Annotated in this window: 24 protein-coding genes; 10 read left to right on the forward strand and 14 right to left on the reverse strand. The window is 62.3% G+C overall.

Annotated features, from left to right (window positions below):
• Positions 1–11 precede the first annotated feature (11 nt).
• Positions 12–275, forward strand: a complete 264-nt coding sequence (locus IPM16_14210; protein MBK9124254.1) for a cupin — start codon at positions 12–14, stop codon at positions 273–275.
• A 78-nt stretch (positions 276–353) separates the two neighbouring features.
• On the opposite strand, the gene IPM16_14215 is transcribed toward IPM16_14210, so the two are convergent.
• From IPM16_14215 to IPM16_14250, 8 genes are all read right to left on the reverse strand, one after another.
• Complete coding sequence (locus IPM16_14215) at positions 354–1,787, reverse strand: DUF4139 domain-containing protein (protein MBK9124255.1); 1,434 nt, start codon at positions 1,785–1,787, stop codon at positions 354–356.
• 37 nt (positions 1,788–1,824) lie between these two features.
• Positions 1,825–2,346, reverse strand: coding sequence for a hypothetical protein (locus IPM16_14220; protein MBK9124256.1), 522 nt, complete (start codon positions 2,344–2,346; stop codon positions 1,825–1,827).
• Positions 2,347–2,445: 99 nt separating this feature from the next.
• The gene (locus IPM16_14225) at positions 2,446–3,291 is read right to left on the reverse strand and encodes a GNAT family N-acetyltransferase (GenBank protein ID MBK9124257.1); all 846 of its coding nucleotides are present in this window, start codon (positions 3,289–3,291) and stop codon (positions 2,446–2,448) included.
• A 72-nt stretch (positions 3,292–3,363) separates the two neighbouring features.
• Positions 3,364–4,425 (reverse strand): hypothetical protein, encoded by a 1,062-nt coding sequence (locus IPM16_14230; GenBank protein ID MBK9124258.1) that lies wholly within the window; start codon positions 4,423–4,425, stop codon positions 3,364–3,366.
• Between the two features lie 130 nt (positions 4,426–4,555).
• Positions 4,556–5,698 (reverse strand): multidrug effflux MFS transporter, encoded by a 1,143-nt coding sequence (locus tag IPM16_14235; GenBank protein MBK9124259.1) that lies wholly within the window; start codon positions 5,696–5,698, stop codon positions 4,556–4,558.
• Positions 5,699–5,862: 164 nt separating this feature from the next.
• Complete coding sequence (locus IPM16_14240) at positions 5,863–6,777, reverse strand: PD40 domain-containing protein (protein MBK9124260.1); 915 nt, start codon at positions 6,775–6,777, stop codon at positions 5,863–5,865.
• Positions 6,778–7,355: 578 nt separating this feature from the next.
• Positions 7,356–9,200 carry a S9 family peptidase gene (locus IPM16_14245; protein ID MBK9124261.1) on the reverse strand — a complete coding sequence of 615 codons (1,845 nt, stop codon included), beginning with the start codon at positions 9,198–9,200 and terminating at the stop codon, positions 7,356–7,358.
• A gap of 210 nt (positions 9,201–9,410) precedes the next feature.
• Complete coding sequence (locus tag IPM16_14250) at positions 9,411–9,662, reverse strand: hypothetical protein (GenBank protein MBK9124262.1); 252 nt, start codon at positions 9,660–9,662, stop codon at positions 9,411–9,413.
• A 139-nt stretch (positions 9,663–9,801) separates the two neighbouring features.
• Here IPM16_14250 and IPM16_14255 point away from each other — a divergent pair, with 139 nt between their 5' ends.
• Together IPM16_14255 and IPM16_14260 are read left to right on the forward strand one after the other, a co-directional pair.
• Positions 9,802–10,050: a hypothetical protein gene (locus tag IPM16_14255; protein MBK9124263.1), complete on the forward strand. Its 249-nt coding sequence runs from the start codon at positions 9,802–9,804 to the stop codon at positions 10,048–10,050.
• A gap of 450 nt (positions 10,051–10,500) precedes the next feature.
• On the forward strand, positions 10,501–10,743 hold the full coding sequence (locus tag IPM16_14260; GenBank protein MBK9124264.1) for a hypothetical protein: 243 nt from the start codon (positions 10,501–10,503) through the stop codon (positions 10,741–10,743).
• Here the strand turns inward: IPM16_14260 and IPM16_14265 are convergent.
• A complete protein-coding gene (locus IPM16_14265; protein MBK9124265.1) occupies positions 10,740–10,985 on the reverse strand; it encodes a hypothetical protein in 246 nt (81 codons plus the stop codon). The two genes, IPM16_14260 and IPM16_14265, sit on opposite strands and share 4 nt — an antisense overlap.
• 23 nt (positions 10,986–11,008) lie before the next feature.
• Positions 11,009–12,529 (reverse strand): hypothetical protein, encoded by a 1,521-nt coding sequence (locus IPM16_14270; protein MBK9124266.1) that lies wholly within the window; start codon positions 12,527–12,529, stop codon positions 11,009–11,011.
• A gap of 174 nt (positions 12,530–12,703) precedes the next feature.
• On the opposite strand from IPM16_14270, the gene IPM16_14275 reads away from it, so the two are divergent.
• From IPM16_14275 to IPM16_14300, 6 genes are all read left to right on the forward strand, one after another.
• On the forward strand, positions 12,704–12,958 hold the full coding sequence (locus tag IPM16_14275) for a hypothetical protein (GenBank protein ID MBK9124267.1): 255 nt from the start codon (positions 12,704–12,706) through the stop codon (positions 12,956–12,958).
• Between the two features lie 133 nt (positions 12,959–13,091).
• Positions 13,092–13,406 (forward strand): hypothetical protein, encoded by a 315-nt coding sequence (locus IPM16_14280; GenBank protein MBK9124268.1) that lies wholly within the window; start codon positions 13,092–13,094, stop codon positions 13,404–13,406.
• A gap of 14 nt (positions 13,407–13,420) precedes the next feature.
• A complete protein-coding gene (locus IPM16_14285; GenBank protein ID MBK9124269.1) occupies positions 13,421–14,521 on the forward strand; it encodes a threonylcarbamoyl-AMP synthase in 1,101 nt (366 codons plus the stop codon).
• A 42-nt stretch (positions 14,522–14,563) separates the two neighbouring features.
• Positions 14,564–14,956 (forward strand): hypothetical protein, encoded by a 393-nt coding sequence (locus tag IPM16_14290; protein MBK9124270.1) that lies wholly within the window; start codon positions 14,564–14,566, stop codon positions 14,954–14,956.
• Between the two features lie 56 nt (positions 14,957–15,012).
• Positions 15,013–15,438 (forward strand): putative toxin-antitoxin system toxin component, PIN family, encoded by a 426-nt coding sequence (locus IPM16_14295; protein ID MBK9124271.1) that lies wholly within the window; start codon positions 15,013–15,015, stop codon positions 15,436–15,438.
• A complete protein-coding gene (locus tag IPM16_14300) occupies positions 15,435–15,677 on the forward strand; it encodes a toxin-antitoxin system HicB family antitoxin (protein MBK9124272.1) in 243 nt (80 codons plus the stop codon). The genes IPM16_14295 and IPM16_14300 overlap by 4 nt, the downstream gene beginning before the upstream one ends.
• A gap of 27 nt (positions 15,678–15,704) precedes the next feature.
• Here the strand turns inward: IPM16_14300 and IPM16_14305 are convergent, their stop codons facing one another.
• The 4 genes from IPM16_14305 to IPM16_14320 all read right to left on the reverse strand — a co-directional run bounded on the left by IPM16_14305 (position 15,705) and on the right by IPM16_14320 (position 22,341).
• Complete coding sequence (locus IPM16_14305) at positions 15,705–17,576, reverse strand: hypothetical protein (GenBank protein ID MBK9124273.1); 1,872 nt, start codon at positions 17,574–17,576, stop codon at positions 15,705–15,707.
• A 736-nt stretch (positions 17,577–18,312) separates the two neighbouring features.
• Positions 18,313–19,482, reverse strand: coding sequence for an IS4 family transposase (locus IPM16_14310; GenBank protein ID MBK9124274.1), 1,170 nt, complete (start codon positions 19,480–19,482; stop codon positions 18,313–18,315).
• A 201-nt stretch (positions 19,483–19,683) separates the two neighbouring features.
• Positions 19,684–21,276, reverse strand: a complete 1,593-nt coding sequence (locus IPM16_14315; protein ID MBK9124275.1) for an ester cyclase — start codon at positions 21,274–21,276, stop codon at positions 19,684–19,686.
• A gap of 177 nt (positions 21,277–21,453) precedes the next feature.
• Entirely contained in the window at positions 21,454–22,341 is an 888-nt protein-coding gene (locus IPM16_14320) for a hypothetical protein (protein MBK9124276.1), read from the reverse strand.
• A gap of 147 nt (positions 22,342–22,488) precedes the next feature.
• Here IPM16_14320 and IPM16_14325 point away from each other — a divergent pair, with 147 nt between their 5' ends.
• Positions 22,489–24,066 (forward strand): hypothetical protein, encoded by a 1,578-nt coding sequence (locus IPM16_14325; protein ID MBK9124277.1) that lies wholly within the window; start codon positions 22,489–22,491, stop codon positions 24,064–24,066.
• The last annotated feature ends 94 nt before the right edge of the window (positions 24,067–24,160 follow it).

A 24,160-nucleotide genomic window follows, 5' to 3' on the forward strand; every position in this document is an offset into this window, starting at 1 on the left:
TCAACCGGCTTATGGCGGACGAAGGGATGCGGCCGTTCACGTGGCAGAACAATCCGAATCGTGTGTTTAACGTCCGCAGCCATGGCTACGACAAGGTGCTGTGGGTGGTCTCGGGCACGTTGGAACTGAGCGTACCCGATGAAAACCGTGTGTACGTCCTTCGTTCGGGCGACCGCGCCGATATCCCCGCCGGGGTCCGGCACGGCATCAAGGTCAGCCAAGCTGGGGTAACTTGCTACGAAGCCAGCCAAAGCGGCAAGCTCGCGCGGCGCTAGGCGCCCACAAACGCATACCGACACACGCAGGGCGGCCCGATTGGACCGCCCTGTTTTTGTTTCGATACCCGCGCCGCGTTACTGATTGAACGCGTATTGCACGGTGTAGGTGATGACCGTCTCGCCCTGAGGCGGCACCTCGACGCGGAACTCGATCGTCGCCGAGTCCAGCTGCTCGTACGGATGCGAGCTGTTCAAGACCTGCCAGTTGCGCCAGCGGAATAGCCGCTCCGGCACGCGGATCTCGACCGTCTCGCTGTCCTTGCGGTTACGCAGCCGAATCTCGTAAGTCTCCTGCACCACGTCGCGAGTGAGCTGGTTGTATTCGGTCTGTTTGCGCTCGCCCACCAGATCGAACGCGTTGCCCAGGTACAGCTCGACGTCTTCGCCCTCTGGCGTGTGATTGACTCGGTTCTCGCCGATAAGTAGCGCCGCGCCGTCGGTATCGAGTTGATACACGCGCACGCGGCCCGCTGGCAGGTCGGCGCCCAACCCGCCGTCCTCGGCCGTGGTGAACGTCAGGTACGTGCCGACGGTGGTTACGCCGGTGCTGCCATATCCCTGATCGTAGATCGGGCTGCCGTAGCCGTAAAACGGCGTACTTCCGTCATAGACGTAGAAGGTCGACGCGGGCACACCGGTCTTGGCGATGAACTCGACCTGCTTGGTCTCGTTTGCGCCCAGTGTCACGCGGCGCGCAACTTCATATAGCTGGTACTCGAAGAACTCGCGCTGTTCGACCGCCTGTGTCGGCACGGCCATCGCACGCGTTTCCATCATGACGTCGTCGTACATGACCTGCTCGACGATGCGGTTGACGTCGCCGGCGACCAGCTTGAGCTGGGCGTCGGGATAGGTCGCGCCGCTGGTATTGGTGACGGTCACCCATCCCGTCGCGTCGAGGCTGCTGTTGTCGCGCGCTACGACGAGGTTGTAATCGGCCGTCCACGTCATGCCGCCGGCGAGGTACGTCAACTCCATCTGCTGCTCGCCGCCCAACGCGCTTTCGAGGAACCAGCGCAGCGTCGGCCGCGTGATCAAGCCATCGGGCAGCGCGGGGAAGCGCACGTCACGCGCCTCGGCCGAGTGCAGCACGACGACCTGCCCGCTGTCCTCGCGCAGGATGATGTCGCCGTACGCGCCGCTGAGCAGGATGCCCGAATAGGTCGTGCCGTCCGACATCGTGACTTGAATCTGCTGGTCGATGTAGCGCTTAAGCAGCGCCGACGTGTCGACCAGATCGAACACGTAATTCTGCTCCAGCACACGCGTGCCGTCGGGATCGGTCAGCGACTTGATGTTGACCGACGTGGCGTCGATGGTGGCAGCGACGTCGGTGAAGTTCAGCACCGAATCGCCTTGCGTCAAGGTGAACGTGCGGCGGTCGCGCACCAGCGCGGTGCCTTGATTGTAAACGGTGATGCTCACGCCGTCGGCGGTCGGCTCAGGCGGTGTGTCTTGCGCCTGAACGCTCCCGAACGCCAGACCGGCTAGCAGCATCGCGCCAAACATGAGCCTTGCTCCCCTAATCATCAGTCGTTACTCCATGTCATTTCGTCAAAGGATTGGCCGTCACACCGTTCACGGTGACCGGCACGCGGGCGGGTTCGATCGCACTGCCGGCAGACGCATACGCCGGAGTGATGTCGATCTCGCCGCTGTAGGGTTGCAGCATCATCGTGCAGAACACCCCCGGCGGCACAACGCGATACACCACCACGCTGACCAGTTCGGGGGTGACGATGGTGCTGACCTCGACCGGGTAATCGCAGCCATCGGGCCACGTGCCGCTGACCTGCACGACAACCTGCCCCGGCTCGCGAACTTCCAGCACTGCCGATTCGACGCCGAGCAGCGTCGCGCCTTCAGGCAGCGGACCTTTGCTGACATCAGGAATCGTCGGCTTAGCCACCTCAGGTTGGGCCTGCGCTGGCACGCCGGACGTCTCCGGAAGCGGCATCGCGGCCGGCCCCTGCTCGACGGCCGCGATGCCGAAGAAGCCAAAGAGGAAGACCATCGCCAACATAATGACGCATCCGAACGGGCTGGATTGGCTGGGATCAAAAGTCATCGTTGCGCTCCCGGAAGTGAACGGTGCGGTCAATAGCTATGACGTTATCGTACCCGTGTTTGTTCCAATGCGCGCGTTGGGCCAGCTGTCACACGTCTGCTACAGCGCCAACCGCATCTGGAACTGCGCGATAGCGCCTTCGGTCATGCCGCACGCATTGAAGATCGGCGCGTACTTCTCCGGGCAGATGGCCGGCACGCCCCACTGTTTGCCCGGATACGTGGCCATGAGAGACGCGACGGCGCGAGTCGCCAGCCCGGCGCGGCGTTTGCCGGTCACGACCAGCGCGCGGATCGGGATCGGCGTGGCGTCGGTGAGACCCGCGGCGATGTAAGCGTCGCCGTCGTCGTCCCGATACCGCACCGATAGCCCGGCGATCGGGTGCGCATGCGGCAGGCCCCACCCGTCGACCTGCCACGGCGAGTCCGCGTCGGCGTTGGCGACCATCAGCCGCGCGACGTCCATCAGCGGCACATGCTCAAGGCGCGACGGATCGCCTTGCACGGCTACCGTCCCCTCGCTGCTCTTGAAGCTGGCGAGGCGCTGCACGATCTGGAACCCGCAGCGTTTGTACAGCCGTTCGCCGCGCAGGTTGCCGATGATCACTTCGAGTTCGTAGGTCTGCACGCCGGCCGCGCGGGCCTGATCGATCAGTTCGTTCATGAACTGCGAGCCGAACCCGCGCTCCTGCGACCCACCGGCTACGCCCATGAGCGCGAGCCGGTACGCCGTCGCACGGCGCGAAATCAGCGCGACGGCCACCGGTTCGTCATCGAACGATGCGACCTGACTGAGCGCGAGGTCGACACCCGCGGAGACGAGCATAGAGGCCATCAGCGCCTCGCTGAAATGCACCTCTCCGCCGATGTAGCCCTTGAACGCGCGGTTGACAAGTTCGGCCAGATCGGTGAGCGAGAAATTGGACGCGGACGACAGCGTGAGCATGGCGGGTTAGCCTCCGGGGATGCCCTGCGCAACTGCCGCAAGTGTACCACCTGAGCATCTGCTCGGTCGTGGTTAACCTCCGGCCGGCACAGGCAGCAACCCGGATAGACTGCGCGTCACGCCTCCCCAATACTCGAGCGTCACACCGTCGATCAGGGCCGATCCGCTTGGCGAGGTGTGCTTGAACGTGATCTTGACCGACTCGACATTGGGCGACTCGAACATCGTCAAATACGCGACCAGTCCGTACCCACCGCAGATGCCGCCGCATGATCCGGACAGGGTCACTTTGCCCTTGCTGGACGGCGTGCCGTCCGAATAGGCGATCTTGAGCGAGTACTTCAGCACGACGTCGACGGTACTGCGGCTGATGAATGCGCTCGTGCGCAGCGGCTGATCGACCAATCCGAGCAGGTCGGATACCGGCCAATCGACCGTTTGCTGCAGCTTCGATACCTCGCCCGGCCCGCCGATCAATTTGTACGCGCATAGGCCGAACTGCGCCTCGGCCGTGCCGCACACCCGGCTGTCCCCAAACGACGGGTTCTTGAGCACCCACGCCGGATCGCCGTCTTCGAACCCGCCGTCGATCAGGCCCGGGTTGTAGTCGTCATTGACGACGATGACGCGGGTGGTCAGCTTGTAGAACGAGCCGGCGCTGATCGGGTTGGATACCGACGCGACCCGCACGTAGTAGGTTACCCCCGAGTCGATATTGAAAGCGGGCAGCTGCGCGCCGATCACGGCAGCGGGCTGGATGTTGCACGCCTCCTCGACGAGTGCGGCGGCGTTACCGGTGTGAACGCTGAGCACCGTGTCGGGGTTCGTGATTTGAGAGTTCAAAATCGTTTGGCTGCCAACCGTCGAAATACTGATAGTCGCATCGAACGGCGCAGTGAACGTGAACCAAACGCTGAAGTCCGAATTCAGCGCACATGACACGCTTTCGTTGAGTTCGAGCGTGGCTTGCTCGACATCGGTGATCTTGACCTTGGTGTTGAGCGCGATCGATTGGGCGAGACTGAAAAAGTCGTTCGGTGGCGCGGCACGAGGAACCGGCTGTGCCGCCGTGGACATTACAGAGATTGCGGTGAAAACGAGAAGTGCCAGAGCTGGCCATCGATTGCGAATCATGGGCCGTCGTCCTCCCTAAGCCACCGAATTCGTGAATAAGAGGCGTTATACAACCAATTCGAATCGTCCGCTGGCATCCGCGGACGCGACTAGGACCAATAGACTATCTGTCGCCCTGATGCGCGCGCGATCACCCTGCCCGCGCCCAGCGCGCAACAACGCTCGCGCCGCCAGACAGCACCACCATACCGATCACCAGCGGCAGCACCGTCCCGTTGTAGGCTCCCCCGATCACCGCGCCGAGCATCATCGAGACGAGCGTGGTCATCGAACCGACGACCGCCGCGCCAACCCCGGCCATGTGTCCCAACGGACTCATCGCGAGCGTGTTGAGGTTGCCGAACAGAATGCCGATGCAGAAGAACGCCAGCATCATGAACGCCATCAGCGACCACAGCGGCGGCTGACCGTTGGACGCAGCGGCGATCACTAGAAACGTCGTCGCCAGCCCAAAAATGAGCGCCAGCGCCCACGTCACCAGCGTGGTCATCCCGAAGCGCATGACCAGCCGCGCATTGACGAGCGCCGCAAACCCGATCGACAGCGAGATGGCCGCGAAGTACAGCGGAAAGGCTTCCCCGAGCCCGTACTGCTCCTGAAAGATCTGCTGCGAGGAGTTGAGGTAAGAGACCAGGATGCCGTACGTCATGCCGGCGGTGAGCGTGAACCCGATCGCGGGGCGAATCTTGACGATTTCAACCACGGACTCGCCAATGCGCCGGATAGACATGGGCTTGCGGCGTTCGACGGCCAGCGTCTCAGGAATGCGCATGGCGAACCACAGCACGGTGAACAGCGCGAAGGCGAGGAAGAAGCCGAAGATGCTGCGCCATCCCGCAATCGAGAGCAGCACCTGACCCAGCGACGGCGCGATCATCGGCACCAGGATGAAGACCGCCATCGTGAACGACATCACGCGGGCCATGCGCTGGCCCTCGAACCGGTCGCGCACGATCGCCATCGAAATCGCCCGCGGCGCGGCCGTGCCAACCCCTTGCATGGCGCGCCCGAGCAGCATCATCGGGAAGTTCACCGACAGCGCCGACACCAGCGAGCCGGCGAGAAACAGCGCATACCCGCCGAAGATCGCACGTTTGCGCCCCAGCTTGTCGGAGAGCGGCCCGAAGAACAACTGTCCGATGGCCTGACCGGCCAAAATGACCACGATGATCTGCTGCCGGTCGTTGGGGTTGGCTACGCCGAGGTCGCTGCCAATCTCCGGAAGCGCCGGCAGCATGGCGTCGATCGACAGCGCGGTCAGCGCCATCATCATCGAGATGACGACGACGAACTCTATGAAGGACGACGACGCCCTGCTTTTTGCAGCGTCCACATTGGCTCCCTGTGTGCAGGGCTGATGGTAACGGCAATCGTCCGCCGAATGCGAAAAGTGGGGTGCGGACGAGTAGCGGCAAGTTGCCACCCCCCGCGTGCGCTCTATCCGCTGCCCTCGGTTAACGTAGGATCAGGCGCGGGTAACTTGGGCGTCAGTGGCATTATCGTCACCGTAAGCACATCGGTATCCATACCGCCGTCGTCGTCTGTGACAGTAAGTTCCACTAGATGTGTGCCCACCGATAAGTTGACCTCTACAGTGGCTCCAGACCCAATTTCAATACCATCGGAATCCCATTTGTACGAGAGGATCACGCCATCCGGATCGACACTCGCAGATGCATCCAACAACACAATCTCCGACCCGTCGCCGTCACCGTCTGTAAGCATTTTGTCCGTACCTGCATCGGCGTCAGGTGGAACGATGCTGGCCCACGCATCGACGGCCACGACGTCCGAATCCAGGATCGTAAATGCGCCCGTCGTCGCGTCAACGAGCACGAGCCGGCGCGTTTCGTCGATGAAGGCGAATCTTGTCCCATCGGGAGACCAATATCCATTCCCAACCGTGCCCAATGGATTGATCGTCTGATCGATTACCGTGAACTCATCCGTTGCGGTGTCGTAAAAGACAAGCGCCTTCCCTTGAACTTCCTCATTTAGACTCCCCGTAACCCAGAACGCAAGCCGACGACTATCAGGCGACCAGGAAAGACGATTCTTTCTTACTTCCACGTCAACCACAACGAATCTGAGGCGATCCACTTGCCCGGTTGATAAATCGATGAGCTCGAGTGGGAAGTCGTCCCGAAATCTTGCAACTACGGCGAGGTAGCGGCTGTCCGGTGACCATGATACTCCTTCAAAGAATGCGTACCTGTCACTGCGGTAAGGTGCAGCGTCGAGATAGACGTGTCCCGGTTCTATACCGGTGACAACGATCTGCTGAGTATCTACATCATAAACCACCCAGTCCGTGCCTGACCGACACAGGACTTCGCCGGCTTCTGTGGTCACTGTGTCCGTTCCGAGACACCGTTCGTACAAGACAATAGTGGGATCCGGTGCCGGAAGTACCGGTTGGTTCTGTGTACGGTCCGTCAAAAGTGGGTAGTCCGGCGGAGTTGGATTGACATAGACCTCTTCCGTAATCGTGCCGGAACTCACATCAAGGTATACGAATACTTGGGGTTCACCTTCCTCGTAAACTTTTGCGATCCGTACAACCGAATCTGAACGCCAATGCAAACTACAATCGGCCCACCCGTCCTGTCGCTCATATTCCCTTAGCAGCGCTCCGGTCGACAGCCGATTGACCCGGATTCGATCAGCAGGATTTGTTGCAACATATCTCCCGGATGGCGAGACTTCAAAACATGCTGAGGGGAACTGCTGCTCATACTGGGCATAAGGTGTCTGAACGACGACGGTGATCGCTCCCGACGGAGGCATACGGCTGTATACGAGCCGTCCTACCGTCGTTACGAGAGGCGACGGCGGCGAACCGATAGCAAGACTCGAACCCGCAAGACCGAATGCGAAGGTCGCGACGCACAGTACCGTACGTACCCAAGTCCGCCCCAGCATCGCTCCACCTACACCCCGCCGAACGCCCCGGCGAAGAAGTCCGCCAACGCCGGATACAACCGCTTGAGGTTGTGCGGGCGCAGGATGCCGTGGCCCTCGTCGTCGAACGCCAGCACACCGTATTCGATCCCGTGCTGATCCAGCGCCACCCGCACGGCGTGGACGTTGTCGGGCGTCACGTTCGGGTCGTTCAGCCCCTGTACGATGAGAAGCCGTCCCTTGATGTTCTGTACGAAGTTGGCCGGCGACGCCTTGTGGTACTTCTCCGGCACCTGATCGGGCCGGCCGCCCATCATCTCCTCGCTGTAGGGGCGCAGGTCGGGGCGCGTCGTCTCGTAGTCCACGACCAGATCGGTCATACCGCACACCGGCGCCGACGCGGCGATCCACTCGACCGGCGTGTGCACGATCTGATGCCACGCCGAGTAGCCGCCGTAGCTCGTGCCGGTCACGCCGATCTTGCCCGGCTCGGCGATGCCGGCTTCGATCAATGCCTTCGCGCCATAGGCGATGTCGTCCTGCTCGCGCCCGCCCCAGCCATCCTCTTTGATCGACTCGCGGTACTTCAGCGTGAACCCGGTGCTGCCGCGATAGTTCGGCACCAGCACGTTGAATCCTTGCGAGGCGTAGAACTGCACCTCGGCCATCACGATGTCGGTGGCGTGCGCGGTCGGTCCGCCGTGAACGTACAGGATCGTGCCACGCGCCGGTGCTGTAGGGGTCCGGTACAACCAACCCTGAATCTCGAGGCCATCGACGCTCGTCCAGCGGAAGTCCTCGGCCGGCGTCAGGTCGTCGCGCGTGAGCTGCACCTTGTCCCACACCCGCGCCACGCTGATGAACGCGTCCGGGTCGGGATGGAACGGATCGCACAGCACGAGGTCGGTGGGCTGGGAGCTGCTGTAGTAGGTCGCCAGCCACAACCCCTCGCCGACCGGCGCCTGCGGGATCAACGCGCCGGGCACGGACGGCAGGCGCAGTTCGGCCCCGGTATCGAGGTCGAGCAGCGAGGGAATCGAGCGCGCGCCGTGATCCTCGATGACGGTCGCGTATTTCGCCCCCGGCACGTCGTGGATAAACGCCGTCGCGATACTGCGCTCGGGATCGTCGATCAGCCAGCGCAAGCTGCCGGTCACGGTGTCGTACACCCCGACACGCACGTGGGCACCCGCCTCAGCGGTGATCAGGATACGGTGGCTGTCCGGCAGCCATCCGCCCCACGCCTTCTTGTCGTCGCCCACATTGATGACCTCGCGGTCGCTGCTGCCATCCGACGCGCACACCCAAAGCTGCGTCCCGGCCGCGTGACGATCCTTGCGGTTGTACAGAATCAGCTGGCCGTCGGGGCTGAGCTGCGGGATGACGTAGGCGTTGCGGACCGTGCGCGCCAGTTCGACCTGCTCGTCGGTCTCGAGATCGTGCCGGATCAGGGCGATCTGCTCAATCTCCTCGCCGGTGGTGATGTCGAGGTTTGCCGCGTATTTGAGGTACCGCCCGTCGGGCGTGACCTCGCCCCCGCGCACGAAGTAGTTCGGCTGCGGATCGGTCAGCGGGATCATCACGCACGGCTGATCCAGCCGCACGCGATACAGCCCTTTGCGTTCGTCGCCGCCGGTGTCCTGCGCCACGATCATGCCGGACGAATCAGGCAGCCAACTAACCAGCACGGTCTCCTCATGGTTGTCGGTGAGCTGCATCGGCGGCTGACTGGCGTCGGTCGGCGCGGCCCACACATCGATGGCCGGGCCAACGCCGATCCAACTCCACGCCACCCATTTGCCGTCTGGCGAGACTTGCGATCCCCAAATGCGGGGCAGGTTAATCAATGCGTCGAGAAGGTTAGGGTTGCTCACGAGATTGTTCCTAGTGTTGACGAGTCATTGGTATCACGCGGCCTAAGGCAAACGCCCAAGGCGAGAATCAGCCCGCTGCTGGGGCTGTCCGACTGGCTGATAAACGCGTTGAATGGGTCAGGACCCGGCCGGAAGATTCAGGCTCCGGCGCGAGTCACACGACGGTCAGCGTCAGGGTGTCGTCTCAGCGGTGAATGTGAGAATCCGCAGTCAATACCTGCGATAGAGCGACGCCTGTGCCCGTTCCTTGGGTTGAGTCAGTGCATCGTTGCAGAAAACGATCTGCGCAAGTTCCAAGCGTTCCACGGCGCTCAGGGTGGCGTCGGCATTTCGATCGAGCATGTCGCCCAACTGCATCTGCTGCTCAGGGGAAGAATCGTACGCGAGGACATGCTGAGGGGTAGCTCGCTTGGCGAGATACTCCATCAAACTCCGAAATGTCGTGGTGAGAATCGCGTTCACGATCCAATGGCCTCGCCCACTCATCACGTCGAATTATACCGCGTGGACAACGAGTTAGCCGTGTGTTGGCCATGAATCCATCATCTATGGTCCAATAGTGTGACCGAAAGGTAGGCCGCGGTACCGCGGGGAGGTCCGTATGTCCGCCATTCAACGGTTATTCAAGCGCATTCTGCCGGCCAAATGGGCCGCACACATGGAATCCGATTCAAAGCGGTGGGTGTTCACGTGCGACAACTGCGGCACGCAAAGCTCGATCTGGGACATCGGGGGCATCCGCTGGAAGGCCACGGGCAATAAGCGCGCCATGACGCGCTGCCCGGCCTGCGGCGAAATCGGCATGCGGACGCTCACGCACCTCGAATCACCGCCGCCCGGGGAGACTTAGCCGGGGCGCTGCCCGGAACCCCGACTCGAATCTCACCCCCAACCCCCTCGCCAGTCTGGAGCCTGAGGGGGCGACACTAGAGAAGGAAGAGGTTCATCTGAAATGCTTTCGGTTGTCGGACCAAGAGGCAGAACCAGATGAACCTACGGAGACTCTATCAGGGGGTCGGCACGATAAGCATGGAGTGGGAGGGCGTCATCCGGCATCTTCGGGAGAATGTGCGGGTGTTCAGCCGCGCGGTGGTGCGGGCCCGGAGCAGTCAAGTGCCCGAGATAGCCGGGGTGAGTCGACGAGGTCGATCATTTCACATATCGTCCATTGGAGTTGTCTCTAGGCGACTCATGATATGTCGGCTCGTCGACATGACAATTCGACATGGTGCCCTGCAACCTGTTTTATGATCCAATAGTTTGACCGAACGGTAGTCCGCGAAGACGCGAGGAGGTCCGTATGTCCGCCATTCAACGGTTTTTCAAGCGTATTCTGCCGGCCAAGTGGGCCGCGAACATGGAAACGGAATCAAAGCGGTGGGTCTTCACCTGCGAAAACTGCGACACCCAGAGCTCGTTCTGGGACATCGGCGGCATTCGCTGGAAGGCCACCGGCGACAAGCGTACGGTGATTCGCTGCCCCGCTTGCGGAGACGTCCGTATACGGCAGCTCAGATACTTGGACGAACCGGCGTCCACCTAACGCTTGGGCACGACGCGCGGGCGCGGATCGTTGCTGCCGACCGAGGCCAGCGCATCGGCCATGCTGCCTGACAGGTCCGGCCATTCACGCCGCCCGACCTGTTCGAGATACGACTCGATGACATCGGTCAGCAGCGTCTTGAGATCGATATCCTGACGCTCGGCCTCGGCGCGCAGGCGGTCAGCGACATCGGCAGGAACGGTCAGGCGCGCGTTCTTGGCGGGCGATTTCTTGGCAGGCATGGTGGTCTCCTTCGTCTTTGCCGCTAGCGCCACGACGTGAGAGCGCGCAGCTGCGGCGACTTCTTCGATTGATGCGCCTGCATGCGGCGCAGTACGCCGTCGAGGATATCGAGCGCATCGAGGATGTACGGCCCCTTATTGAGCATCACGCACTCGGCACGTTCGGCCATCGCGGCGTCCGAGATTTCCGCACGCGACGGCAGCCCGTGCTTGGCGAGACTCTCCAACACCTGAGTGGCCCACACGACCGGCACGTGGGCCGCTTCGCACAACCACAGGATTTCCTCTTGGATCTCCGCGAGCCGATCCCAGCCGATCTCCACGGCCAGATCGCCACGCGCGATCATCACGCCCAGTGGGCGCTTGCCGGCAGCCTCGACGATGATCTCCGGCAGGTTGCGCACCGCCGCCGCCGTCTCGATCTTGGCGATCACCACCGTGCGCGGCAGCCCTTCCTTGAGGCGCATCTCCGAACGTGCATCGAGTTCGGACTGCAAGCGCGCCATGTCGTCGCTGCTCTGCACGAAACTGTAGCTGACGATGTCGGCATGCGTGGCCACAAAATCGAGGTCTTCGAGGTCCTTCTCGGTCAGCGGATTAAGATGCAGGTCGGTGTCAGGGAAATTGACACCCTTGTCGTTCTTGAGCTTCTCGCCGCCGTCGCGCGCGCGGATCACGCGGACAACGATGCCTTCGGGGCGGATGTGCTCGACCAGCGTGCCGATACGCCCATCGTCGAAGAACACCGACTCGCCGATCTTGAGCTGGTCGAGTGCACCTTCCAATGTGCAGCGCACCGCGGCAGTACAGCCGTGCTTCTTGGGCGGGGCTTCGCGGGTGAGCAGGATCGTATCGCCGCGGAACACGATGCCGGCATCCGGTTTGCGCAGATCGGCCGTGCGCGATTTCGGTCCGCCGAGGTCCATCGCCACTTTGACTGGCCGGCCGACATCACGGCCTGCGCGCCGCACATGCGCGATCATCGACTCCCAGTCGTCGTAGGTGTCGTGGGCACAGTTGATCCGCGCACAGCTCATGCCGTGGTCGACCAAATCCTTGACAAAGCGATAGCTCACCGCCGCCTCGCTCGGCAGCGTGACCATGATGCGCACCCGCCGGCCATCCACCGGCGGCCCGAACACCTCCTCGGTGTTCAGCCCCAACAGGCGGTCGCCGCGTGCGAACTGGCCGGCGCGCGGCCGGCGCGGAATGTTGTTGGATGACGCGCGTGAGATGGCGGCCAGCGAGGCGATCACGGCGTCGATGTTGGGCAGTACATGGGCTTCGATCCGCCCCAGCGACGACAACCCCCACGGTGACAGGCTGGCCTGCACGTCACGCAGGTCGCGCCGGCGCAGCGCCAGATAATGCGCGAAATTTGTCCCACTGATCATGAAGCGCCGGCGTGTGATGCGCGGCCGCCACGAGTCGTAGATCGTGCGCGCCTCCTCGACGACCTGGCCGCGTAGGGCGAGCATTGTATCGAGGAGCTTGGCGGGGGATTCGACGTCGGCAGGGATGCGCGGTGGTGCGGCGGGGGCCATACGGTACTCCTCAACAGTCAATAATTCTATTGTACCGCCAAGCCCTGCTGCGTAGGTGGACCATCGCCCGCTTTCAACCATGTGCACATGCGTTCCTAGAAGGGGTTGTATTCTGTCGCTGCGGTGCCTGTGGTATACTGCTGGATATCCCCACTGATAGAGGATCTTTACGGCATGTCCGACGCCCCCACGTTTCAGGCTGAGCATCTTGAGTTTCTGCGCTGTCCCGAGGCCGTGCATTTCAAGGACAAAGGGGACGACCCGGGCCGGCTCGAACTGGTCAACCCGCATTGGCTGGCCTGTGCGGACAGCGGCAACAAGTACCCGATTCACAACGGCATCCCGTACCTCATTATCAAGGAAGGCCAGCGCTGGCGTGATACGCCGGTTGCCGACCTGCCGGTTCCGCCGCCTCCGCCCGTAGAGTAGGCGTCAGGTGGCCGCCGCGAAACTTTAGCCCGGCGCGTGCGTACATTACAGTAAGTCAACCCCGCAACGCACCCCTGCACGATTGAGCAGCAGGTCAAGGCTAAGGGGCAGGAACCAGAGAAGGAGTATCGAGATGACCGAGAACACAACGCCCAACACGGACGAGAGCAACCCGCGCAGCCCGTTCGAGTCGTTCCTTTACCACCAGCGGCGCGCGCTGGAAGAGACCGGCAAGGCGCTTGAGGCGCTGCTGCCTGAGGGTTTCCGCGAGCACGGCGCACAGGCCACGCGTGAGTTCACCAAGGGACTGCGCGTGCTGATGGAAGCCGCCGTCGAAGAAGTCAAGAAGGCTGCAGAGAAACACCAGCAGGCCGACGGTGAGTCGAGCGGGAATGACAGCCCGCCGAGCACGACCGGCACGACCAAAGTCAAAGTACAGGTGGAGTAACCCTCCCGCACACCATGGACTACTCGGCGAAGACCATCATCTTGCACGTCGATCCGGCCGCGCCAGAGCCGGATGTGATCGCCAAAGCCGCCGAGTACATCCGCGCTGGAAGGCTGGTCGCCTTCCCGACCGAAACCGTTTACGGCCTTGGGGCGAACGCACTCGACCCCGAGGCCGTTGAGCGTATTTACCGGGCCAAACGGCGCCCGGCCAACGACCCGCTTATCACGCACATCGCACAACCGACCGACTTGTACCGGCTCGCCGAGCACATTCCGGCGTGGGTCGAGCCGCTTGTGCAGGCCTTCTGGCCCGGGCCGCTGACGCTGGTCCTCAGGCGAGCTGGCCACGTGCCCGCTAACCTCGCGGCAGGCTTACCGACCGTCGCAGTACGCATGCCGATCCATCCTGTCGCACGGGCGCTGATCGAAGCGTCGAAAACGCCGATCGCGGCCCCGAGCGCCAACACCTTCACCCGCCCCAGCGCCACCACCGCCGCGCACGTCCTCGAAGACCTGTACGGTCGTGTCGACGTGGTGATCGACGGCGGCCCGACGACGCTCGGCCTCGAGTCGACGGTGCTGGACCTCACGCAGGACCCGCCGGTGGTGCTGCGCCCGGGCGGCGTCGTGATCGAAGACCTGCGCCGGCTGATCCCCGAAATCCGTGTCGTCTCGCAATATCTCGGCGATGAGGACGAAGCATCGCCGTCGCCGGGGCAGCTGCTGCGCCATTACGCGCCGCGTGCGCGGTTGATGCTGTACGAAGGGCCGGCCACCGCCGTGCGCACGGCGATCAGCGATACGGCCGCGCGCTATATCGCCAATGGTCGGCGTGTGGGTATCCTGACTGTCAACGAGGATGCCGCGCACTATACACAGCTCGGCGCGCGGATCATCGCGCTCGGCGAGCAGCACGATCACGCCGCTATCGGCCGCGTGCTGTTCGGCGCCTTGCGTGCGCTCGACGGGCAGGGCGTCGACGTCATCCTTGCGCCGCTACTTGATGCCGAAGGGCTTGGAGCGGCGATCCGCGACCGGCTGCTGCGCGCGGCCGAGGGCAAGGTGTTCCACGTCGGTCAGCCCGACGAACACCCCGCGCCGCACGAGGCGTAGCCGCGCCATACCCCATCCAGAACCGAATCAGGAGAGTCTGCGGTGACACCGCTTGTTGTGACATGGGACGACGAGTCGCAGACAGTCGTCCGGCTTGACGTTCAGCGCGACTACACGTGGCCAGAGTTTGACGCCGGCGTCGCGCATGTGAGTGACTTGGTCGCGGCCCAATCGCACCGCTGCGACATCATCGCCAACCTCGGCAAGGCGTCGGCAGAGACGCATGGCCTAAGCGCGGTGCAGCGTGCCTTGTCGGCACTGGCCGGTCTGCCCGACAACGTCGGCCTAATCGTGCTGGTCGTGCCGCCGCTGGCCGGGATGCTGCTGGCCGCCGCGCGCCGGATCGAGCCCAAGATCGGCGGGCGTGTCCACACCGCCTCGACAATCGACAAGGCGCGCGAGTTGATCCGTCGCGAACGGGCGGGCAATCGCTAGCAATCAGCAGTTGAGACAAGCGAAATCGTCCTTGCCGTGGTATCATATCTGGTATCATGCATCGCATCGTGTTGGACACTAATGTCGTCGTGGCCGCGCTACGTTCGCGAAACGGCGCGTCGTTCGCCGTCATGTCGCGTTTGGACTCTGATGAGTTTGTAACGTGCTTGTCAGTTCCGGTCGTGATCGAGTATGAGGCAGTGGCAATGCGACTTGTTGGATCGACCCATTCGGTATCAAGAGATGATATTGAAGGCCTCGTGGACTACATGTGTAAGGTAGGCGTGCCGCACGTCATTGACTTTCTGTGGCGGCCTTTTCTTCGTGATGCCAACGACGACATGATTCTGGAACTGGCTGTCAATGCGCGCTGCGACTTCATCGTCACTCACAACATACGCGACTTTCGCGGAGTCGAGAGGTTCGGGATTCAGTCGATCACACCGAAAGAGTTCCTGAAGCTGCTGGAGGTGCAGCCATGAGTGCAGTGAATGTAAGACTGCCAAAATCCTTGCACGCGGCTGTAAGGGCACTTGCCGCGGAAGAAGGGATATCGATAAATCAGCTCATTTCACAGGCCGTGGCCGAGAAAGTCGCTGCACTAAAAACAGAGGACTACCTCAAGTCCCGCGCTGCCAGAGCCGACCGCGCCAAGTTCGAGGCTGTCTTGGCAAAGGTTCCGGATGTCGAGCCTGAGGAATGGGATAAGATCGACGACTAGCGCCCACCGTCCGTCACGCCGGGCGACTTACTCCGGCGTGATGACAACCTCTACCACCCACTCGCCGGTGGGGAGGATGAACGCGAGATTTTGCCCCGCGTCCGCGTCGTACTGACCGATTCCGACCGTGAACGGGATATCCGGCGCCAGCTCGAAGCGCTGCTGATGCACGTGCAGGTCACCCGTGTTCCACAGATACCCCGGCACGATATGCCCATCGACGTTGAGAATCTGCGCACCGTCCGCATCGTAGACGTGCGTGAACGAGCCAAAGGCGTCACGGCTTGCGTCGGGATTTGCCATGACCACGTGCCAGTACGTCGTGAGCGTCCAGCGGGTACCGCGCCGGTTGGATGTCAGGTCGTAGCCGCGCAGCGACAGCCCCTGCGCCGTCGGGACGTTCATCGCGTTGGGCAACGCATCAAGGTCGATGCCGCCCGGCACAAACCTACTTATCGATGCCATCCCGCCGGTGATCGGGATAACCTGCGAATCGGATGCAAGCGGCGGCGGATCGATCGGTTCGGCACTTAGCGTTACGACCAGTCCGCCAGACACCGGAATGATGGTGACACCGGCCATGCGCACTTCGTTCACGACGTTCAGCGAGCGCCCCGCGAAACTGCTCAGAATCCACGGCAGGGTGTTGGCATACACCAACCCGCCGTCAGGCACGGCTGCGTTGATCGCCGCGCCTATGCGTTCGCCGTCGTACAGCGGGATGCTATCGAGGCCGGCGTTGAGGCCGAGACGGGTCTCCTGTGCGAGGCGCACGCTGCTGCCTGCCGACACCAGCCCCGCGGCAGCCAGCCCGCCGACGACCAGCACGCGCGCCAGCGGGGGCCGCGCGACGACTCCCGCGCCCCATGCCGCCAGCGCGAATCCTGCCGGCAGCGACAGCAGCAGATAATGCGGATGCACCGGACTGCCGTTGTAGCTCATGGCCGCGACCGGCAGCGCGAACCACACCAGCGCGACGATCGCCGCGGGACGCCGCCCACCGGGGCGCCGCAGCGCGCCGATGGCCGCCGCAATGCCGACGCCCAGCACGATTTGCAGCGCGAAATGCGCCGACGCCTCGGCCGACTGCCACGCCGCCGCGTCGGGCAAATCAGGCGCGCGGGACACGCCGTACTGATCGCCGGTCACCAGTCGGATCGCGTGCAGCGCCGCCTCCGGCTTGACGCGTGCCGGTTCGGACGCGAAGTTGCCGATACGCGCGAACCCGGCCTCAGGGTTCGCCAGCAGCGCCAGTACGAACGCGCCAGTCGCCGCGACCAATACCGCCCCGCCGATCAGCAGGCCGCGCTTCGGGACATGCCGGCGGAAGATCACGAGCAGCAGCGCCACCGGCAGCGCGAGGAAGAACGTCAACAGGAACGTCAGCGACGACAGCGTGAGCGCGATCAGCGCCGCGCCAAGCCGGAGGACGGGCCGGGCCGCCCGCCCGCGCAGCACGGGGATCAACAGCCAAAGGATCACGGTCGTCTGGAATGGCAGCAGGCACTGCACCCACGTCGTCCGGCTGAACTCGATCATCCACGGGTTGACCGCCATCAGCCACGCCGCCGCCAGCCCCAGCCACGGGTTGTCGAGCAGAACGGCTGTGGCGCGGTAGCAGAAATACACCGCGGCCGTGTTGAGCAGCACGACGAACACGTACACCGCCAGCACCGACCGCGTGAGCGCCAGCACCGGCACGAACAGGTAGCCGGTCAGCGGCGGATTGGCGGCAAACACCGACGTGGGCTGGCCGATCAGCGGGAGCGCGCCGTGGTCGAGCGTGTCGAGCGCCTGCGCGACCGGATAGGCGTGGTCGATGTTGAGGCGCGCGGCAGGCAAATCGGCGAACCGCAGCACCGCCGCGACGGCCAGAATCGCGATCAGCACGGCCGGCACGAGGCGGGCAGCGCGAGACTCAGGCGTGATTGCGGGTCGGGTGGTCAGGGGGCGGGGTGTCCGTGGGTGGTTGACATGACCGGATTATATGCGCCCACCGATTTCGACGCGATACGCGGGGTGACGCCGCCTGCTGTCCGAGGCGCGATGTATGCTGTCCTCAGAATATGGAAGGAACAGTAAGCCGAATCAGCACAGCGCATATCCCGACTACCGCGACGATCCCAAGGAAAATGCGAGTGTACCATCCGAGAAAAAGCAAGAATGCTCCGTATAGTTTGAAGTATCTTGAGTAGTCGATCTCGACAAGCTCCGCCCTCTTACTGTAATCGACGAGCCAGAAGAAACGCTCCCCGGCCGGCCACTTGCCTTCCCGCATCATGTAACGTCCTGTTCGGGGCGCTCGGACCACCGTCCACGATGCCATCAAGACGCATAAGAATCCGAACAGAAGCACGAAGGTGCCCATGACTGCCTGATAGATCATGTGATACCCCCTCCCGCTGCAGCTCCTCAGGATATTTCGCTGTTCAACATCCGACGTCCTCCCAATTGCGCCGTCGGTCATCCCAGTGGACCAGAATTCCGGACGCAATATATCGCATCCCTACCAGACACGTTTGTTCCGCACATCTACCGTCAGTCATCGCGGCGGTGTGGTAGGGACGACAACCATGGCGTCCGTGGTAGCACCCGGCAGTCTGGACGCGATGTATCGCGTCCCATATGCACCAAGTTAAGACCATGAGAAGTCGAAAACCTGCCAGAGTTGGAAAGCGAGAGGGACTTTGGCCCGTTTGGAACGGCGTGCGGCGAGACGCAGATCGGCGGTGAGCCAGAGCCAGAGGACACGCCAGAGGGGTGGGCATGTGAAGGCGCGCATGAGCAGAGGTGTATGCGTGCGGACGAGGCGAAGCGCATCGAGAGAGCCGAGGTTGTCAAGGGACCAGCCAGCGACCAACAGCATCCAGTGGGCGACCAAAACCGCCAAGAGCTTGGCGTAGCCCTGACAGAGTTGTCGACAGGGATCGGCCGTGCGTGAGCGCAAGATCTGACCATGAGACTTCCAGAGCTTGAACAGCAGCTCAATTTGCCAGCGCGTGCGCGCGAGGGTGTGAGCTTGGTCGAAGGTCAAGTCGGGGATGTTGGTCAGATAGATCGTCCAGCGCGCGAAGGCGGTTTGACGGGGGGAGGTCGGGCGTTGGTCCAGCCGTGCTTGTTCTTTTAGCCGCGCCATCCGCGTTTGCAGCGCTTGGCGCGGGATGGGGGCCGCTATCAAGTAAGCAGACAGACGCGCTTGGTTCCCGACTTGAACAGGCAGACACTGCGGTCCGGGCAGTTGTTTCAAATGCTGCAGCAGATCGAGCGGTTCTCCCTCTGTGGTGAACACGGTCGTGCCGACTTTGAAGCGGGTGAGCCAGAACACACCCTGCTCATTCCAGCGCTGGAAGCGGGTCAGCTTGAAGAAACCCAGATCGTTCAGATGCAGCGCACCTTCGGGCAGCGCCGCGTCTACCACCGCGCTCTTCTGGTCGTTCTCTCGTAGTTCCCGCAGTTGAATCTCCAACTGCCCGCGCTGTAACTCCCAGCGTACCGCCAGTTTCACGCCCGTTGCCAACCACTCGACCCGACTGCAGTCGCTGATGTAGACGCCGTTGAATGACGGCAACACCGTCCCTTGCTGCTCGCTTCGAATGGTCTGCCGCAGCCCTTCCTCGAGTAACTGCCGCATGAACGTCACCGCGGTCGCTGTGAAACGCTGTTCCAGTCCTTGCGTACTGATCGGCATTCCAACCTGCACAGCATGGTGCTGCTGTTCGCGCCGCGTCGCTGCCGGGGCCATCAGCCCGCCAAGCACCAGCGTCTGGGCAAACCCTGCTCCCGTGACTTTTCGCTGCCGACGGATGAATCCCGTTTTTTTGCCAACTCATTGGCTGTTGTACTCAACAGACCTTGCAGCGTTTCGCTCAGTTCCGTTATGGTTGTCATGGAAGAAGGGTCTCTTTTCTGCGGTGAGAGGCGAAAAGATTACCCTTTTTCCTTATCTTGGTGCATATGGGATGGACGGCGTGCCCGTCCATCCCAACCCATGAACTGCGAAGAGCGATTACGGACCCGGCGGCGTAACGAGTCCGATCTGGACGAACAGCTCGCCGACGTCCAGCACGGCGGAGTTCTCGATCGGTTTGCCGTCTTCGTAGCGGAAGATGCCGATGCCGTTCATCACGATCGGCTGTCCGTTCGGCTCGGCGCCGAAGAACGGTACGCCGCTGAACGTCGCGTGGTACGTGACGTGGATAACCAGCTTATCGCCCTGATGGAACATGAAGTTGGTCGTCTGGACGATGTCCGGGAACGACGCTTTGAACATATCGGCGTAGGCGATCCAGCCCTCGCGGTCCATCTGTTGTGCGAAGGGCAGGTGGGCCTCGAAGTCCTCGTGGAACAGCTCGCGGGCCAGCGCGGTGTCTTCGTTGATGACGGCGTCGAAACGGCCGACGAACTCTTCCGCCAGCTCGGCCGTCAGTCCGCTGGGATCCGCTGCCTCACTCATGCCGTCAACGTTGCGCGCCGAAACGGTGACTTCGGGATACTGCCCCAACACATCCATCGACGCCGCCGGATCGCCTTTGACATAGGTGTCGAAGAATGCCACGAGCGCGGCACGGGTAATCTCAACAGCCCTTTGGCCGTCAACCCCGCCAAGCCACCGTGCTTCAATCACCGTTTCGATATTTGGCCAAAGTGTGAAGTCGCCGTAGTCGAGGTGCTCGTAACCTTCGACGGCAACATCGAAATGCGGCCCACGCGACTCGCCGTAGAATGCCGGGTCCGAAAACAGCCGGTCTTCGCTCAACAGGTACATGAATGGCTGATCAAGCCCTTGTTCGATGACCCCGCCGTAAACCGGGCCATCACCGGCTGCGCCCGCCTTGCAGCGCGGGTCGACGAAGCACGTGATCGTTGTTGTCGTTCCGCCGAGTGATTGACCGAACACGCCAAGACGGTCGAGGTCGAGCCGGCCGGTGAACACGCCGTCTGGATCGTTTTCGTTCAACCGCTCGAGTTGGTCCATCACGAAGATCTGATCGGCCGACCAGTGGTTGGCCGCCGGTTCGAAGCCCCCTTCGTAGGTCGGGATAGCCGGGCGACCGTCGAGCAGGGTCGTATACGATGCGCCGTAAACATGGTTGATTGCTGCCACCACGTATCCATGGCTTGCCATTTCTTCGATCTGTGCCGTATACATGCGCACGTCGGCGCCGCCCCCGTGCGAGAAGATCAGCACGGGATACTGTTCGAGCGCGTCGGACAGCGGTGCATCAGGATAGGCATGTGACTGGAATACGCTGAGGTCACCGGCCTGAGTCTGCATCGTGAGATTAACAGCCGGCGCGAGGAGACCTGTAAACACCGGCATGAATAGGTCGGCATTGTCGAAGTAAGGCTGGGGTACAGCGCCGGCCTCGACCACTGCCGGGTACAAAAACTGGACGATCACCTCTCGCTTGTCGTCGGTGTCGTGGACATAAGGCTCGTCGCGCGACTCGTCGACCCAGTGTCGCCATACGACTCCGACATCGTACGGCCCGGTTGGGGCTGGCAGCGGATTCTCGGATTGTGCGGAGACAACCAGCGGCATCAAGGTGAGGATCAAGAGTGCACAGAAGAAAGCGGAACGGACTGCATGGCGTACCATTGTGGGCCTCCTCTAGCTGCGGACACCGCAACGTTACACCCACTGATTTCAACGAGTCACCCTTCTTGAAGGATGGAAAAAGGATGGTGTTTATGGGTGGGACATACAACAACGGGAGGACTGCACTGTCCTCCCGTACCAGAAGCCTGACAATGTAAGCCTGACTCGTGTCTGCCCCTACCGCACCAGCGTCCACTCCACCAGCGGGGCGGCGACCCACGTCGGCGGCGGGGCCTTGTACAGCTCATCGGCCACGCTGTACGTCATGTCGACCACGCGCCCGGTCATCGGCCCCCGTAGATAGCGGAACACCTGCCCGGCGTCGCGGTGATCGGACTTGGCGGTGACGCAGTGCTGGTTGTAACCCCAATAGTCGCCTTCACCGAGGATGCGGATGCCCTCCTCGATGACCGTTTGCGCGCGCTTGAGACCGGCCTCGTCGTGGTCGAACGAGTTCTCAGGCGTGTCGCCGTAGCCGATGCCGTGGTGGAACGGGTCGGCGGTCGAGACGATCACGGCGTCCTTGACCAGATCCGCCAGCGCGTCGATGCCCGGTAGTTCCTCAGGTTTGCCGCCAGCGAGGTAGGGGTAGCGTTCGATCATCTGCGGCGTCCGCTCCGGCGGCAGACCGCGCCGCTTGACCTCGGCGTTCCAGAAATGCCGCCAGCTCATCAACGCGTGGTCGCCGCGCCACTCCTGCCGCGGGCCGTCGATGCCCGTCCCCTGAATACCCCAGTACGGCCAGTCCGATGGCTTTCCGCCGGCGGCCACGGCGCGGCGGGCTGCTTCCATGTCGGCCGTAAAGGCGTGCAGCACGCTGATCACGACGACCTTGTCCGCGCCGCTGTCGAGCACCGCATGGACGCACGCTGCGATCTGATAGCCGCAGTCCTTCACGCCCGCGTGTGGGAAGACCAATACACCCCCGTCGCGCAGTGTGCCGGAGAGGTCCCACTGCCTTCCGCGTTCCAGATGGTCGAGCGTGCCGGCCACGCCCAGTTCGGCGTGCTCGCGGGTGTACAGCGCGATGATGTCCTTCTGCAGTTGATCGCGATCGAGTTCCATGCGGCGGTGTCCTTCCTCTATCAGATCGGGTTCGGATTATAGCGCGGCGACCGGATCGGGTCGCGAACACCGACATGCTTGCTGTCAGCGCAATGTAACAAGTTGTGATAGAGTTCAACTACCGAGGGTCACATGGAGAAGAACTTAATGACATCCAATCGACGAGTATGGGTATTGATCGTATGCCTATTGGGGGCAATCAGTCTACTGCCCGCCGCGGCCCAGTCCGCGCCACGGGCCGTTCAAGTCATCCTAAACGCGGCCAACAACAACAAGTCGTCCGCCTTCCAATTCAGCCCCAATGCCGAGATGACTGTGACGGGCGTTGAGAACGCGACCATAGAGGGGGGTGAATCGCAGCACTCTTGCCTGCCCGCCGCCTCTGCGGGCAGCAAGTCGGTCTGGTTCGAGGTGTTTCTGGTCGAAGGGCTGGTCACGCTCAGCACGGCCGGCACCAGCTATGGCACCGGCGGCGGCAACTCGCCCGACTCGGTGATGTCGATCTACTTCGGCAGCAACTTCACAACGTTTGGCAATTTAGTGCCAGTCGCGTGCAACGACAACGGGAGCGGGGCCGCTGTCCTGACCAACGTGCCGATCCCGGTGAACGGGAACTACCTGATTCAGGTCTCCGCAAGCACTGCCATCACGGTCACTGCGGCCTCGCAAGTCAATCTTGTCGTAACGCATGTGCCGGACGACCCGGCGTCGAACAACGAGCCGGGCGGTGCCAAGTCGATCAAATTCCCGGCGAATGTCTCGCTGTCGAACATGGGCTTTGCCACGGTCGACTTGAACGAGCCTGCCGATCCCGCGCTGGCAGATCCGTTGTACAACACCGTGTGGTTCACGTTCACGAAAGTGGACGAATCCCCGACCGTGTTCCAGCAGCTCAACTCCGCGACTGGCGCGCCAACCCTGTGGTTTTCGATCTACACGGATACGGGTGCCGGGCTCGCGATCGCGCCAGACCTCGATCAGTCTGACGGCTACGTGGCTGCATTTCTCTCGCCCGGAACCTACTATCTGCGTGTCGGTCAGACCTCCGAACCTGAAGGTATTGTGTCTCTCACGGAGTCGTTCATTACGCTTGGGTACCTGATGCCGAACAATTTCGAGTTCAGCGTGGACCGCTACGAGAACACCAATACATCCGGACTACCGGTAGCCGATCTGAACGGGTGGTCGGTCAAGAACGGTGATGTCGGAGAGACGGCTGTGTGCGACCCGATCGCGCCGTACAACTGCTACTTTGTCTTTACCAGCAGCGGCGCGCTGGAGTCAACGCAGTTGAAGTCCAAGCTCAACCTCGTTGACAACAAAATCAAGAAGGGCGACATTTTGACGATGAACGCCTCTGTCGAGCTTGTCGGCGATCCAGACCTCGCCATATCGGTGAAATTGGTCGATGCAAGCGGAGCCAAACTCAAGTTCGGTACCGATTATGACACCGACGTCACGGACTTCGTCCAGTACACAGCGTTTGCAACGGCCTCTCTAAAACCGGTGAAGGCAGTCGTCAAATTCAAGAACAACGACACGGACTTTGGCGATACGGTTCGGCTGGACAGCTTTGCTGCCGGTACCGTGCGTGTTGGCGAATTCGTCGGCCGCTTCACGCCGGTGCTGTCCGGCCTCAAGCTCGAACTCCCCGATGCGTGGTCGGCTCCGGGCGGCGCGGATGTGCTGCCGGTACCGGCAGCGCCGAGCGCAGGTTGGCGGTAGCTGAATAACCCCTCACCCCTGACCCCTCTCCCTCGTACGAGGGGAGAGGGGAAACCGGAGGTTCGAGGTTTCGACTCTAGCTGGTGCCCGGAGG

Source organism: Candidatus Flexicrinis affinis (assembly GCA_016716525.1).
In the GTDB taxonomy this organism is placed as follows: Bacteria; Chloroflexota; Anaerolineae; order Aggregatilineales; family Phototrophicaceae; genus Flexicrinis; species Flexicrinis affinis.

Excerpts from the sequence above, each read along its gene's own strand:
- IPM16_14270 (MBK9124266.1), bottom strand. The coding sequence starts at position 12,529 with ATGGCCCCCGCCGCACCACCGCGCATCCCTGCCGACGTCGAATCCCCC.
- IPM16_14255 (MBK9124263.1), top strand. The coding sequence starts at position 9,802 with ATGTCCGCCATTCAACGGTTATTCAAGCGCATTCTGCCGGCCAAATGG.
- IPM16_14295 (MBK9124271.1), top strand. The coding sequence starts at position 15,013 with ATGCATCGCATCGTGTTGGACACTAATGTCGTCGTGGCCGCGCTACGT.
- IPM16_14210 (MBK9124254.1), top strand. The coding sequence starts at position 12 with ATGGCGGACGAAGGGATGCGGCCGTTCACGTGGCAGAACAATCCGAAT.
- IPM16_14260 (MBK9124264.1), top strand. The coding sequence starts at position 10,501 with ATGTCCGCCATTCAACGGTTTTTCAAGCGTATTCTGCCGGCCAAGTGG.
- IPM16_14315 (MBK9124275.1), bottom strand. The coding sequence starts at position 21,276 with ATGGTACGCCATGCAGTCCGTTCCGCTTTCTTCTGTGCACTCTTGATC.
- IPM16_14235 (MBK9124259.1), bottom strand. The coding sequence starts at position 5,698 with ATGATGATGGCGCTGACCGCGCTGTCGATCGACGCCATGCTGCCGGCG.
- IPM16_14230 (MBK9124258.1), bottom strand. The coding sequence starts at position 4,425 with ATGATTCGCAATCGATGGCCAGCTCTGGCACTTCTCGTTTTCACCGCA.
- IPM16_14275 (MBK9124267.1), top strand. The coding sequence starts at position 12,704 with ATGTCCGACGCCCCCACGTTTCAGGCTGAGCATCTTGAGTTTCTGCGC.
- IPM16_14300 (MBK9124272.1), top strand. The coding sequence starts at position 15,435 with ATGAGTGCAGTGAATGTAAGACTGCCAAAATCCTTGCACGCGGCTGTA.
- IPM16_14220 (MBK9124256.1), bottom strand. The coding sequence starts at position 2,346 with ATGACTTTTGATCCCAGCCAATCCAGCCCGTTCGGATGCGTCATTATG.
- IPM16_14320 (MBK9124276.1), bottom strand. The coding sequence starts at position 22,341 with ATGGAACTCGATCGCGATCAACTGCAGAAGGACATCATCGCGCTGTAC.
- IPM16_14215 (MBK9124255.1), bottom strand. The coding sequence starts at position 1,787 with ATGTTTGGCGCGATGCTGCTAGCCGGTCTGGCGTTCGGGAGCGTTCAG.
- IPM16_14285 (MBK9124269.1), top strand. The coding sequence starts at position 13,421 with ATGGACTACTCGGCGAAGACCATCATCTTGCACGTCGATCCGGCCGCG.
- IPM16_14280 (MBK9124268.1), top strand. The coding sequence starts at position 13,092 with ATGACCGAGAACACAACGCCCAACACGGACGAGAGCAACCCGCGCAGC.
- IPM16_14225 (MBK9124257.1), bottom strand. The coding sequence starts at position 3,291 with ATGCTCACGCTGTCGTCCGCGTCCAATTTCTCGCTCACCGATCTGGCC.
- IPM16_14265 (MBK9124265.1), bottom strand. The coding sequence starts at position 10,985 with ATGCCTGCCAAGAAATCGCCCGCCAAGAACGCGCGCCTGACCGTTCCT.
- IPM16_14325 (MBK9124277.1), top strand. The coding sequence starts at position 22,489 with ATGACATCCAATCGACGAGTATGGGTATTGATCGTATGCCTATTGGGG.